The organism is Modestobacter sp. VKM Ac-2984 (assembly GCF_026967985.1).
GTDB lineage: Bacteria > Actinomycetota > Actinomycetes > Mycobacteriales > Geodermatophilaceae > Modestobacter.
Window position 1 is genome coordinate 21161 of record NZ_JAPVBJ010000002.1, and the last position, 13111, is coordinate 34271.

At 74.0% G+C, this 13111-nt stretch carries 14 protein-coding genes; 2 read left to right on the forward strand and 12 right to left on the reverse strand.

Annotated elements, in window-relative coordinates; all coding sequences use genetic code 11:
- Positions 1-55: 55 nt before the first annotated feature.
- Positions 56-670 (forward strand): hypothetical protein, encoded by a 615-nt coding sequence (locus tag O2W16_RS03940; protein ID WP_269157500.1) that lies wholly within the window; start codon positions 56-58, stop codon positions 668-670.
- A gap of 37 nt (positions 671-707) precedes the next feature.
- On the opposite strand, the gene O2W16_RS03945 is transcribed toward O2W16_RS03940, so the two are convergent.
- The gene (locus O2W16_RS03945) at positions 708-1169 is read right to left on the reverse strand and encodes a hypothetical protein (RefSeq protein WP_269157501.1); all 462 of its coding nucleotides are present in this window, start codon (positions 1167-1169) and stop codon (positions 708-710) included.
- 120 nt (positions 1170-1289) lie between these two features.
- Between O2W16_RS03945 and O2W16_RS03950 the strand changes: the two genes are divergently transcribed.
- Positions 1290-1655, forward strand: a complete 366-nt coding sequence (locus O2W16_RS03950; RefSeq protein ID WP_269157502.1) for a hypothetical protein — start codon at positions 1290-1292, stop codon at positions 1653-1655.
- Positions 1656-1736: 81 nt separating this feature from the next.
- On the opposite strand, the gene O2W16_RS03955 is transcribed toward O2W16_RS03950, so the two are convergent.
- The 11 genes from O2W16_RS03955 to O2W16_RS04005 form a co-directional block, all read right to left on the reverse strand.
- Positions 1737-2417: a hypothetical protein gene (locus O2W16_RS03955; protein ID WP_269157503.1), complete on the reverse strand. Its 681-nt coding sequence runs from the start codon at positions 2415-2417 to the stop codon at positions 1737-1739.
- Between the two features lie 260 nt (positions 2418-2677).
- Entirely contained in the window at positions 2678-3307 is a 630-nt protein-coding gene (locus O2W16_RS03960) for a hypothetical protein (protein WP_269157504.1), read from the reverse strand.
- Positions 3308-3497: 190 nt separating this feature from the next.
- Positions 3498-4121 carry a maleylpyruvate isomerase family mycothiol-dependent enzyme gene (locus O2W16_RS03965; protein ID WP_269157505.1) on the reverse strand — a complete coding sequence of 208 codons (624 nt, stop codon included), beginning with the start codon at positions 4119-4121 and terminating at the stop codon, positions 3498-3500.
- Positions 4122-4229: 108 nt separating this feature from the next.
- On the reverse strand, positions 4230-5312 hold the full coding sequence (locus tag O2W16_RS03970) for an alkene reductase (RefSeq protein WP_269157506.1): 1083 nt from the start codon (positions 5310-5312) through the stop codon (positions 4230-4232).
- A gap of 104 nt (positions 5313-5416) precedes the next feature.
- Positions 5417-6607 carry an MFS transporter gene (locus O2W16_RS03975; RefSeq protein ID WP_269157507.1) on the reverse strand — a complete coding sequence of 397 codons (1191 nt, stop codon included), beginning with the start codon at positions 6605-6607 and terminating at the stop codon, positions 5417-5419.
- A gap of 136 nt (positions 6608-6743) precedes the next feature.
- Entirely contained in the window at positions 6744-7853 is a 1110-nt protein-coding gene (locus O2W16_RS03980) for an ABC transporter ATP-binding protein (RefSeq protein ID WP_269157508.1), read from the reverse strand.
- Positions 7854-7953: 100 nt separating this feature from the next.
- Complete coding sequence (locus O2W16_RS03985) at positions 7954-9051, reverse strand: mandelate racemase/muconate lactonizing enzyme family protein (RefSeq protein WP_269157509.1); 1098 nt, start codon at positions 9049-9051, stop codon at positions 7954-7956.
- Positions 9048-9932 carry an NAD-dependent epimerase/dehydratase family protein gene (locus O2W16_RS03990; RefSeq protein WP_269157510.1) on the reverse strand — a complete coding sequence of 295 codons (885 nt, stop codon included), beginning with the start codon at positions 9930-9932 and terminating at the stop codon, positions 9048-9050. The genes O2W16_RS03985 and O2W16_RS03990 overlap by 4 nt, the downstream gene beginning before the upstream one ends.
- Complete coding sequence (locus O2W16_RS03995; RefSeq protein WP_269157511.1) at positions 9929-10780, reverse strand: sugar phosphate isomerase/epimerase family protein; 852 nt, start codon at positions 10778-10780, stop codon at positions 9929-9931. The genes O2W16_RS03990 and O2W16_RS03995 overlap by 4 nt, the downstream gene beginning before the upstream one ends.
- Complete coding sequence (locus O2W16_RS04000; RefSeq protein WP_269157512.1) at positions 10777-11937, reverse strand: dihydrodipicolinate synthase family protein; 1161 nt, start codon at positions 11935-11937, stop codon at positions 10777-10779. The genes O2W16_RS03995 and O2W16_RS04000 overlap by 4 nt, the downstream gene beginning before the upstream one ends.
- A complete protein-coding gene (locus O2W16_RS04005) occupies positions 11934-13082 on the reverse strand; it encodes a Gfo/Idh/MocA family protein (RefSeq protein WP_269157513.1) in 1149 nt (382 codons plus the stop codon). The genes O2W16_RS04000 and O2W16_RS04005 overlap by 4 nt, the downstream gene beginning before the upstream one ends.
- Positions 13083-13111 lie beyond the last annotated feature (29 nt).

Consider the following 13111-nt stretch of genomic DNA (forward strand, 5'->3'; position numbering starts at 1 on the left):
GACCGACGCTGAGGGCATCGGTCGGATCGCCTGACCGGAGTCGGAGGAGACCATCGTGCGCACGAAGCTGATCACCCTCACCACCGCCGGGCTGCTCGCCGTGGGTGGTGCCGCCGTCGCCGTCCCTGCCCTGGCCGCCACCGACTCGACCGACCCCGCCGCCGCTGGCTCCTCGCGGGTCGACCGGATCACCGAGGCGCTGGCCGGGCTGGTCTCGGACGGCTCCCTCACCCAGGAGCAGGTCGACGAGGTGGCCGCCACCCTCGACGCCGCCGACCTCGGTGGTGGGCACGGTGGTGGGCACGGCGGCGGGCACGGCGGATGGCACGGTGGGTGGCACGGGAGCCCCGGCGACGGTCGTGGCCTGGAGGCCGCGGCGACCGCCCTGGGCATGCCGGAGGAGGACCTGCGCACCGCCCTGCAGGCCGACGGCGCCACGCTCGCCTCGGTGGCCGAGGAGCAGGGCGTGGCCGTGGACACCCTGGTCGACGCCCTGGTCGCGGCCGCGCAGGAGCGCATGGCCCAGGCCGTCACCGACGGCGACCTGACCCAGGAGCAGGCCGACGAGCGCCTGGCCGACCTGGAGGCGTGGATCACCGAGCGGGTGGACACCAGCTGGGGCGACCGGTGGCAGCGTTGGACCGACCGCGGGGACGACGCCACGGACTGATCCGGGCGCCGTCCCCGCACCGACCGCCGGTGCCGGCCTACCTGGTCGGGTCCAGGAAGCGGTCGAAGACCCAGCCGGTGCCCTGCGCCTGCACGTACTTGTCCACCACGTCGACGAGGGCCTCCTTCGCCGACCACTGCCACGGGCGGTACAACCCGAGCGCGGTGTTCAGTGCGACGTCTCCGACGTAGACCAGGCCGAAGACGGTGTTGACGGCCTTCTGCCCACGGAGACCCCGGGCCGCGGCGACGCCGTAGGCCGAGCCCCACATGGTGCCGAGCGCGAAGTGGGTGACCCAGTTCAGCCGGCGCAGGCCGGTGGGTGAGCCGGCCTGCGCCGGGGTGACCTTCTCCGCGAAACGGGCCGGCGCGACGCTCTCACCTCGCTTGGTGAGCGGCATCTCGACGCACTTCTGGAAGACCGTCATGACGACGGTCCCGCCGATGCCGGCGAGCACACCGCGCAGGACCGTGTCCCGGGTCGTTGTCTTCTTCCGCATGGTCAGAGCACCTACCCGGAGGGAAGATCCCGACACGGCCGACCCCCGACCCGGCGCGCCGGCAGGGAAAGCCGTGACGAACCGGTTCCGGCGGCGCGCCCGGCTGCCGATGACCTGGACATGAGCATCCACGCTGTCGCCGAGCACCCCGCCACGGACGTGCAGGCCATCGAGGAGATGGCCACCGCCGTCCTGGCGTCCATCGCGCGCATCCACGCCGACGGCCTGGCCGCCGTCGCCACCATCGCGGAGAACCCCGCGCCGATCCGGGTGCCACTGCCCGAGGCGACAGCCCCGGTGGTCGAGCCGGTCCAGGCCGTCGAGGCCCAGGCCGTCGAGCCCCAGGCAGTCGTGGCCCCGGCAGTCGAGACCGAGGTCGAGCCCGAGCCGGTCCAGGTCATCCGCGCGGCGCCGCCACTCCCGCCCCGGGGCCGGCACCTGGCCGAGGCCCTCACCGACCAGCTCCCCGCCCAGCACGCCGCCTGACCCACACAGCGCTGTGCGCTGACCGTCGACCCCTCTGCGGAGGAGCGACGATCAGCGCACAGCGATCGGTCCAGCGATGGATCAGCCGACGGTGACGTCGCCCGCCGGCACCTCGACGTGGTAGCCGAGGTCGGTCAGCGCCGCAGCCTGGTCGGCGGGCAGCGACAGGCTCTCGACGAACCCGTCGGCGTTCGGCACGACCTCGCCGGTGAAGGAGACCAGGTCACCCGGGTTGACGTTCACCGGGGACTCGCCCGGCTCGACCAGCTGGACCCAGATCCGGGACTGCGCGTTGCCGATCCAGAACCCCTCGTCGGTGGGGACGGCGAGCACCGGGACGAGGGTGGCCACGGCCGGGCCGTCGGGCAGTTCGGCCAGCGCGGCCTGGGGGTCCGCCTCGGCCAGCAGCGGCGGGATCGCCACGTCACCGACCACGAACGAACCCGGCTGAGCGGCGCCCGCCTCGACCGGCTCCTCCTCGGCCAGGGCGTCGTCCTCCAGTGCCTCGGCGTCCTCCTCGGCCAGGGGGTCGACCTCCAGGACCTCGGTGTCCTCCTCGCCGATGCCCTCCTCGACGAACTCCGCCTCGTCGTCGTAGAACTCGTTGTAGAGGTCGACGGCGGTGACGGTCTCGCCCTCCTCCGCACCGCACCCGGTGAGGATCAGGGCCAGCGCTGCCGCACCGGTGACGGGCACCGTGACCAGGCGGTTGCGCCGCCCCGGACGGGCGGAGGACGAGCGGGACAGGGTGGACATGCGCATGACGGTCTCCTCCCCAGGCCGTGCCAGCCCGGGATGTCGTGTATCGGCCCGTGGCGATCGCCGCGCGTGGTCCGGGCGGCCCGCAACACCGTCGTTGCCCACCGGATCAGCTCGTGCACGACGCCGGCCTCGACTGTCATCAGATCGAGACCTGCCCCGCGCGAGCGACCCGGCCGACGCGGGCGCAGCGCTGTGCGCTGACCGGGGTCGTCCGGCGAAGGACACCCGGGTCAGCGCACAGCGATCGGTCCAGTGATGGATCAGCCGACGGTGACGTCGCCCGCCGGCACCTCGACGTGGTAGCCGAGGTCGTTCAGCGCCGTGGCCATGTCATCGGGCAGCGACAGGCCCTCGACGAAGCCGTCGGCGTTCGGCACGACCTCGCCGGTGAAGGAGACCAGGTCACCCGGGTTGACGTTCACCGGGGACTCGCCCGGCGCGACCAGCTGCACCCAGATCCGAGCCTGCTCGTTGCCGATCCAGAACCCCTCGTCGGCGGGGACGGCCAGCACCGGGACGAGGGTGGCCACCGCCGGGTCATCGGGCAGCTCGGCCAGCGCGGCCTGGGGGTCGGCCTCGGTCAGCAGCTGGGGGATGGCCACGTCACCAGCCACGAACGAACCCGGCTGCGCGGCGCCCGCAACCGGCTCCTCCTCGGCCAGGGCCTCGTCCTCCTCGGCGAGGGCGTCGTCCTCCAGGACCTCGGTGTCCTCCTCGACGACGCCCTCCTCCTGCTCGACGACGTCGGTCGCATCGACGCCCTCCTCCTCCGCACCGCACCCGGTGAGGACCAGGGCGAGCGCTGCCGCACCGGTGACGGGCGCCGTGACCAGGCGGCTGCGCCGACCCGGACGGGCGGAGGACGAGCGGGACAAGGTGGACATGCGCATGACGGTCTCCTCACCAGGCCGTGCGGCCAGGGATGTCGTGTGTCGGGTCTGGGCGATCGCCGCCCGTGGTTCCGGCGGCCCGCAACACCGTGGGTGCCCGCCGGATCTCGTCCTGCACGACACCCGCCTCGACCGTCACCGGATCGAGACCTCGCACGCCGGGCCAGCCCCCACCGCCGGAGCGCGAGGCTCAGCGGCGGGACAGCGCGCGGCCGTCGGGGAGCGTCCGACCGCTCAGCAGGGCGAGCAGCGGGCCACTGCCCGCGCGGACGACCTCGCCGTCGCCCCAGCGCCAGGCGGTGTCCGCGGCCGCCAGACGGACGCCGGTCAGGTCGATCCCGAAGTACGCGCCGTCCGCCGCGGTGAGCTGGTCGAGGACGGCGACCACGCCCTCGGCCGGGGCGACCGGCGGCCGGCCGAGGGCGACGGTCACGTCGAGGGAGTGGATGACGGCGTGGCTGAGCGCACCGGCCGCGCCACCACCCGGCGGCCGCCAGCCGTGCAGCACCGGCGAACGCAGTGCAGCCACGAGCTCGGCGCCCGGCAGGGACGCGTCCCGGGTCGCCACGGTGTCGGACAGCCGGGTGAAGTCCCCGCCGGCCGCCACCAGCTCGGCGCCGAACTGCTCGGCGGACAACCGCGCCGGCATCGTCACGTGCGCCACCACGTGCTGGACCTGCCAACCCACGCACAGCGACGGGGCGTCCCACGTGCCGGCGGACCCGGTCACCAGCAGGTCGGCGAGGCCGTCGTACGTCCATCCCACCCACGAGCGGAGGGGAGCTGTGTCCCCGTCGTGCACGTCCTCGGTCATCTCGGTGCCTCCCCGGCCGGCGAACGCCGGGTCACCGGCGCGTCAGGGGGAAGACCCCCGCCGGCGCCAGGACTCATCGCCCAGGGCGCCGGCGGGAGGACCCGGGGCTCAGCTCTGGCTGAGCTGGAGGGTCGGGTAGTCGGTGTAGCCCTCGGCGCCGGCGGCGTAGAACGTCGCCGGGTTGGGCGCGTTCTCCGGGTGCTCGCCGGCCCAGCGCGCGACCAGGTCGGGGTTGGCGATGACCGCACGACCGACCGCCACGGCGTCGGCGTGCGCGGCCTCGATCAGCTGCACCGCCTCGGCGCGGGTGGTCACGGTCCCGAAGCCGCTGTTGGCGATCAGGGGGCCGTCGAAGCGGCGGCGGAGCTCCTGGACGAGCTCGCCGGCCGGCTCGGAGTGCAGCACCGACAGGTAGGCCAGGCCTAGCGGACGGAGCGCGTCGAGCAGTGCACCGTAGGTGGCCCGGACGTCGTCCGGGGCGGTCTCCAGCACGTCCTGGATGTTGTGCGCGGGGGAGATCCGCAGACCGACCCGGCCTGCACCGATCGCCTCGGCGACCGCGGTGACGACCTCCACCACGAACCGGGCGCGGTTCTCCGGGGAGCCGCCGTACACGTCGTCCCGCTGGTTGGACGCGGGGGACAGGAACTCGTGCAGCAGGTAGCCGTTGGCGCCGTGGACCTCCACGCCGTCCAGACCGGCGGCGACGGCGCGCTTCGACGCGGCGACGATGTCGGCCAGCGTGGCGCGCGCCTCCTCGGTGGTCAGCGCGTGCGGCACCGGGTAGGCCGCCTTGCCCTTCGGCGTGTGCGCCTCGCCCTGGATGGCGATGGCCGACGGCCCGACGATCCGCTCGGTGCCGGTGATGTCGGTGTGCGAGACCCGACCACCGTGCATCACCTGCATCACGATCCGCCCGCCCCGGGCGTGCACCTCGTCGGCGACCCGCCGCCAGCCCGCCTCCTGCTCGTCGTCGGAGATCCCCGGCTGGCCGGGGTAGGCGCGCGACTCGGGGTTCGGGTAAGTGCCCTCGGTGATGATCAGGCCGACACCGGCCCGCTGCGCGTAGTGCTCGACCACCAGGTCTCCGGGGACGCCGGCGGCACCGGACCGCATGCGGGTCAGCGGCGCCATGACGACGCGGTTGGCGAGCTCGAGGTCGCCGAGCGTGATGGGGGAGAACAAGTCCATGCCCGGACAAGGCCCAGCCGCGGACCACCCATTCCGCTCGAGCCGCGACTGCGGCAGGGGTCACGCTGGACCGCACGTCCCGCGCCCGCGCGGCGGACGGTCGCTCAGTCGCTGTGCCGGGCGCCGACCACGGCCACCGCGAGCAGGCCGCCGAGCAGCCAGAACGCCGCGGAGACCCCGGCCGCCCCGGCGAGCAGTCCGGCCGCCGCCGGGGTGCCGACGAGTCCGACCCGGTTGCCCACCAGCCGCAGCGCCAGCGCGGTGCCGCGTGCGTCGTCCGGCACGGCCCGGATGATCAGGGTCATGAGCAGCGGCTGGCCCACGCCGAGCAGGAACCCGGTCAACGCCAGCAGCGCGCCGAGCACCCAGACGTTGCCGGTGGCCGGGAGGAACGCCACGGCGATCCCCGAGCCGACGGTGCTCAGCACGACCAGCCGGGCCCGGCCGACCCGGACCAGCATCCGCTGCACCAGCACCCGGGAGGCCACGGTCGCGCCGGCCCGGACGCTGAGCAGCACCCCGACCACGGCCGGGGAGATGCCGCGGTTCTCCCCCAGCAGCGGCAGGTAGGCGGTCAGCAGGTCGACCGCCGCGGCCAGCACCAGGCTGGCGAAGATGCCGGAGCGCACCGGCGGCCGGCCGAGCAGCCGGAACGCCGACGTCCGGCCGGTCGGCCGGGCCGCGGCCGCCGGGAACCGCCGCCCGGCGGCCAGCCACCAGGACGCCGGCAGGGCGAGGGCGCACAGCGCGGCGGAGAGGAGCAGTGCCCGGGCCGTGCCGGTCGACAGCTCCCCCGGTGCGGTGGCCAGCACGGCACCGGCCAGCGCCGGCCCGACCAGCTGACCGGCGGAGACCACCGCGGTGAACAGCCCGAACCCGGAGTCCAGCCGGTCGCCGGGCAGCCGGGCGACGACGTTCTCCCCGCCGACGATGCAGCCGAGGTTGCCCAGCCCGAGCACCACGTTGCCCCACGCCAGCGCCGGCAGCGAGCTGCTGGTCGCCAGCAGCGCGCAGCCGGCGATCAGCAGCGCCACGCCGGCGACCAGGATCGGCTCCGGCCGCCAGCGGTCGGCGGCCCGGCCCAGCGGCAGGGCCACCACCATCGGCAGCAGCGCGAACGCCGCGGTCAACAGGCCGATCTCGGTGGCCCCGGCGCCCAGGTCGATCGCCCGGTACGCGGAGACCGGCCGGGCGACCGCGATCGCCGCCTGGATCAGGACCATCACGCCCAGCAGCTGGAACAGCCAGCGCGGCGACCGGCCGGGAGCAGACGGCGCGGGGCCGGACGTCGGCACTCCTGGACTCCCCGTCTACGCCGGCGGCCCCGTCCGGGTGCCCGCCCTGAGCATCAGCGACCCCGGACCGGGCTCCGCGTCGACCTGCGTCGGCCCCCGCCCCGGGCCCGCCCTCAGCTCGAGGACGGGCCCTCCCTCAGGCGGACAGCCGACGGCCGGTGCTGGTGGAGAAGACGTGCTCCTCGCCGGGGCGGATGCTGAACCACACCTCGCCGCCCTTGGCCGGCGGCCGCCGGGCGTCGACCCGGGCCACGATCTGCGCGGTCTCGCCACCGTGCAGGTGCTCGGCCAGCTCGGCATCGGCGATCGAGGCGTAGACGAACGCGTCCGAACCCAGCTCCTCGACCAGGTCGACCTGGGCCCGGAAGCCCTGCCCCGGCTCGGCCAGCTCCATCGCCTCGGGCCGGAACCCGAGCGTGACGGACCGGTCCGATCCGGCTGCGGTCAGCGTCTCCCTCGGCAGCGCGACTGCCACGTCGCCGAGCCGGGCACCGCCCTCGACCAGCGGCACCTCGGCCAGGTTCATCGCCGGCGAGCCGATGAAGCCGGCGACGAAGACGTTGGCCGGCCGGTCGTACATCTCCCGCGGGCTGGCGACCTGCTGGAGCAGCCCGTCCTTGAGCACCGCGACCCGGTCCCCCATGGTCATCGCCTCGACCTGGTCGTGGGTGACGTAGACGGTGGTGATGCCCAGCCGGCGCTGCAGCGAGGCGATCTGCGTACGCGTCTGCACCCGCAGCTTGGCGTCCAGGTTCGACAGCGGCTCGTCCATCAGGAACACCTGCGGCTTGCGCACGATCGCCCGCCCCATCGCCACCCGCTGCCGCTGGCCACCGGAGAGCGCCTTGGGCTTGCGGTCCAGGTAGGGCTCCAGGTCCAGGAGCCTGGCCGCCTCCTCCACCCGGGTGCGGCGCTCCTCCTTGCCCATCCCGGCGATCTTCAGCGCGAAGCCCATGTTGTCCGCGACGCTCATGTGCGGGTAGAGCGCGTAGTTCTGGAACACCATCGCGATGTCCCGGTCCTTGGGCGCGACGTCGGTGACGTCGGTCTCCCCGATCCGGATCGCGCCGCCGTCGACGTCCTCCAGGCCGGCGAGCATCCGCAGCGAGGTGGACTTGCCGCACCCGGAGGGGCCGACGAGCACCAGGAACTCGCCGTCCTCGATCTGCAGCTCGAGCTGGTCGACCGCCGGCTTGTCGCTGCCGGGGTAGAGCCGGGTCGCCTTGTCGTAGGTGACCGATGCCATGGGGAGCTCCCTCGCTCGTCCGCTGTCGCGCTGTGACTGCCGTCACCGTACGGCAAGCGCTTTCCGAGTTCAATGGTGGGTCGTGCAGGTCGATGGCGGCTCAGCCGTCCAGCGACTCCATCCCGTCGGTGGCGAAGACCAGCCCGTGGCCGGGTGCCGTCTCCGCCCGGAGGACGCCGTCGGCGATGGTCACCCCGCTGGGCTCGGCCAGCGCGCCCAGCGCCGCGAACGAGGCATCCTCGACGTCCTCGACCATCGTGGTCAGCGGCAGGCACATCGCCAGCTGCCCGGAGACGTCGGGCAGCAGGTGCGGGGCGACCGGCACGCTCGCCGCCGCGGCGAGCTGGGCGATCCGCAGGAACGGGGTGATCCCGCCGACCCGGACCACGTTCGGCTGGATGACGTCGGCGGCCCCGGAGGCGAGCAGCGCCCGGTACTGGAACGCGGTGTAGACGTTCTCCCCCACCGCGATCGGCACCCCCAGCGCGGCGTCGTGCAGCCGGCCCAGCGCCGGCAGGTCGTCGGCGACCAGCGGCTCCTCCACCCAGTACAGGTCGAAGGGGGCCATCGCCCGGACCGCCCGCAGCGCCGTGGGCAGGTCCCAGCGCTGGTTCGCGTCGACCATCAGCCGGCGGTGCGGCCCGAGCGCGGCGCGGACCGCGGCCACCCGTTCGACGTCCTCGGCCAGGTCGGGCCGGCCGACCTTGATCTTCACCGCGGTGCACCCGTCGGCGACCCAGCGCTCGGTCTGCGCCACCAGCTCCTCGAGGGAGTAGTGGAAGTTGACCCCGCTGCCGTAGACGGCGACCTGGTCACGGCGGCGGCCCAGGTGGTCGACCAGGCTCTGTCCGGCCGCCTTCGCCGACAGGTCCCACAGCGCGGTGTCGACGGCGGCGATCGCCATCGTGGTCAGCCCGCCGCCGCCGGCCTCGTGCAGGTGCCACCACAGCCGGTCCCAGACCACGCCGGGCTCGACCGGTCCGCCGACGACCACCGGGGCGACGTCGTGGTCGACCAGCGACTGCAGCGCACGGGCCCCGATCGACGGGGTCCAGCTGAAGCCGGTGCCGGTGCGCCCGTCGCTGGTCTCCAGCTCGGTGACCAGCAGGTGCAGCGCCGGCACGTCCGCGCCCCACGGCCGGGACAGCGGCAACCGGAACAGCCGACTGGACAGCCGGGTGACCGTCGCGGGCGTCACCGCAGCTCCGTCCGCCAGCTGCGGGACGCCGTCCAGCCCAGCAGCTGCTCGGCCTTCGCGGTGCTGAAGGCCGGCGCCGTCCCGGTCAGCCCGGCGGCCAGCTCCGAGGCCACGCCCGAGAACTCGGGCAGCAGCTCGGCCAGCGGCGCGTCGGCCAACGCGTCCTGGGCGCCGACGAAGAAGACCTCGCCGTTGGGCACCTCGCCGGCCTTGCCCAGCAGGGTGTCCAGGAAGTCCGCGCAGTCCCGGGCGTCGACGTAGTTGAACAGCGTGACCCCGCCGTACCGGGGATCGGCGATCCGCTCGCGCACCGTGTGCCCCTGCTGGGTGGGCGCGCCGGCCCACTCCTCCGGCGCGATGACGAAGCAGGGCCGGAACGCCGCCAGCCGCACCCGGTCGCCGTGCTGGGCGGCGAACATCCGCATGGTCTGCTCGGCGGCCAGCTTGGACAGCCCGTAGGCGTTCCACGGCCGCGGCGGATGGGCCTCGTCCAGCGGCAGGTACTGCGGCACCCAGCCGGCCGGGCTGCCGTAGCCCATCACCGTGGGGCTGCTCGCGGTCACCACGGTGCCGACGCCGAGGTCGACCGCCGCCTGCAGCACGTTGTAAGCCAGCGCGGTGTTGGTGGCGTGGATGACCGACTCGGGCCGGCTGAACGGGACGGCGATCGCCGCCAGGTGGACGACGGCGTCCGGGCGGTACCGGGCCATCACGCCGTAGGCCTGGCCGAGGTCGGTCAGGTCGGCCGGGAACGTGGCGGCGGCCTTCTCCAGCGGCGCGGCGGTGACGTCGACCGAGACGACCTCGTGCCCGGCGTCGGCCAGCCCGTCGACGACGCTGCGGCCGAGCCGCCCGGCGCCCCCCGTCACCAGCACCCTCATGCGGGCACCACGCCGGGGACGACGACGTCGAGGTAGCGCTGCTTGACCGTCTCCACGACCTCGGCCTTGGGCTGGGCCCAGACGTCGGCGTTGAAGATCTCCACCTCGACGTCCCCGGTCCAGCCCGCGGCCTCGACCGCGGCCACGAACGGCGGGAAGTCGATCACCCCGTCGCCCATGTACCCCCGGGCCATCAGCGCATCGGCCGGGATCGGCATCAGGAAGTCGCAGACCTGGAAGGAGGCGATCCGGTCACCGGCCCGGGCGATCGAGCGCCAGACCTCCGGGTCCCACCACAGGTGGAAGGTGTCCACGACGACGCCCACCTGCGCCGACGGGAAGGGCGCGGCGAGGTCGAGGGCCTGGCCGAGGGTGGAGAGCACGGCCCGGTCGGCGCAGTACATCGGGTGCAGCGCCTCCAGGGACAGCCGCACCCCGCGCTCACCGGCGTAGGGGGCCAGCTCGGCCAGCGCCTCGACCACCCGTTCCCGGGCGCCGACCAGGTCGCGGGAGCCGGCGGGCAGCCCGCCGACGACCATGACCAGCGACTCGGCGCCCAGCGTGGCGGTCTCGTCGATCGCCCGGCGGTTGTCCTCCAGCGCGGCGCCCCGGGCGGCCGGGTCGGTCGCGGTGAGGAACCCGCCGCGGCAGTGCGAGGTGACCCGCAGCCCGGCGTCCCGGATCAGCTTCGCCGACCGCTCCAGCCCGAACTCCGCGACCGGCTCCCGCCAGGTCCCCAGCGCGGACAGCCCGGCCGCGGCCACGCCGTCGACGAAGTCGGGCATCGACCAGCCCTCGACCGTCTTGTGGTTGATCGACAGGCGGTCCAGCCGGGGATCGGCGCTCACTGCGCCACCCCGACCGTCTGCAGGTACGTGCGCATCCGGGTCGCGGCCAGCTCCGGGTCGGGCAGCAACCCAGCCGCGTCGGCCAGCCGGAACACCTCGGCCAGGTGCACCGGGCTGCGCGAGCTCTCCAGCCCGCCCACCATCCGGAAGCCCGGCTGGTGACCGGCCAGCCAGGCCAGGAAGACGATGCCGGTCTTGTAGTAGTACGTGGGCGTGCCGAACAGGTGCCGGGACAGCGCCACGGTCGGCTCGAGCAGCCGGTCGTAGGCGGCCAGGTCACCACGGTCCAGCGCCTGCAGCGCGCTGGAGGCGGCCGGGGCGATCGCGTCGAAGATGCCCAGCAGGGCGTGCGACCACGACTCGCCGTCCCCGCGCACCAGGGTCGGGTAGTTGAAGTCGTCGCCGGTGTAGAGCCGGACGCCGTCGGGCAACCGGCGGCGCATGTCCACCTCGTGCGCTTCGTCGAGCATGGAGACCTTGATGCCGTCGACCTTGGCGCTGTGGTCGGCGATCACCTGCAGCACGGTGTCGGTGGCCTCGGTGAGCTGGGCCGAGCCCCAGTAGCCGGCCAGCGCCGGGTCGAACATCGGGCCGAGCCAGTGCAGCACCACCGGCCGGGACACCTGCTCGAGCAGCCGGGCGTAGACCTTGGCGTAGTCCTCGGCGCTGCGTGCCACCCGGGCCAGCTGCCGGCTGGCCATGATGATCACGTTGGCGCCGGCGTCCTCGACCACCTCGATCTGCTCGAGGTAGGCGGCCAGCACCTCGTCGGTGCTGGCCAGCTCCGCCGGCGCCTGGTCGGTGCCCGCCCCACAGGCCAGCAGCCCGCCGCAGGCCCGGGCCTCGGCGGCCGAGCGGCGGATCAGCTCGGCGGTGGTGCTCCACGGCATGCCCATGCCGCGCTGGGCGGTGTCCATCGCGTCGGCGACGCCCAGGCCGTAGGACCACAGGTGCCGGCGGAAGGCGAGGGTCGCCTCCCAGTCGACGTGCACCGGTGCGCCGGGGGTGTTGTCCCCGAACGGGTCGGCCACCACGTGCGCCGCGGCGTAGGCGGTGCGGCTGGTCAGCGGCCCGTCGGGCCGGGTGAAGGCACCGGGCTCGCCGAGCTGGTGCTCGGCGAGCGTCCCGTCGGCGCGCGGCAGGCGGATCGCCGTCACACCGTCACCTCGGGGATCTCGATCCGGCGGCCCTCGGCCGAGGACTGCAGGCCCAGCTCGGCCACCTGCACGCCGCGGGCGCCGGCCAGGAAGTCGTAGGCGTGCGGGGCGTCCTCCAGCACGTGGCGGAGGAACTGCTCCCACTGCGCCCGGAAGCCGTTGTCCAGGTCGGCGTTGTCCGGCACGACCTGCCACTGGTCCCGGAAGCGCTCGGTGACCGGCAGGTCCGGGTTCCAGACCGGCTTGGGGGTGGTGGCCCGGTGCTGGATCTTGCACTCGCGCAGCCCGGCGACCGCGCTGCCCTCGGTGCCGTCGACCTGGAACTCGACCAGCTCGTCCCGGTAGACCCGGACCGCCCAGGAGGAGTTGATCTGCGCGATCACGCCGCCGGGCAGCTCGAAGATGCCGTAGGCGGCGTCGTCGGCGGTGGCCGGGTAGGGCTGCCCGTGCTCGTCGATCCGGGTCGGGATGTGCGTGACCGCCTTGGCGGTGACCGCCTCCGGCCGGCCGAAGAGGTTCTCCAGCACGTAGGACCAGTGGCAGAACATGTCGACGACGATGCCGCCGCCGTCCTCCTTGCGGTAGTTCCAGCTGGGGCGCTGGGCCTCCTGCCAGTCGCCCTCGAACACCCAGTAGCCGAACTCGCCGCGCACCGACAGGATCTGGCCGAAGAAGCCACCGTCGATCAGCCGCTTCAGCTTCACCAGGCCCGGCAGGTAGAGCTTGTCGTGCACGACGCCGTTCTTCACCCCGGCCTCGGCGGCCAGCCGGGCCAGCTCCAGGGCACCCTCGAGGGACTCCGCGGTCGGCTTCTCGGTGTAGATGTGCTTGCCGGCGGCGATCGCGGCCTTGATCGACTTCTCCCGCGCCTGGGTCACCTGGGCGTCGAAGTAGATCGGTGCGGAGTCGTCCCGCAGCGCCTCGTCCAGGTCCGTCGTCCACCGCTCGATGCCGTGCTGGGCGGCGAGCTCGGCCAGCTTGCGCTCGTTGCGGCCGACGAGGATCGGCTCGGGCACGACCCGGCTGCCGTCGGCGAGCTCGAGCCCTCCGGCGTCCCGGATCGCGAGGATGGACCGGACCAGGTGCTGGCGGTAGCCCATCCGGCCGGTGACGCCGTTCATGATGATGCCGATCGAGCTGGACACGGTTCTTGCCTCCGAAGCGGGTGAGGGGG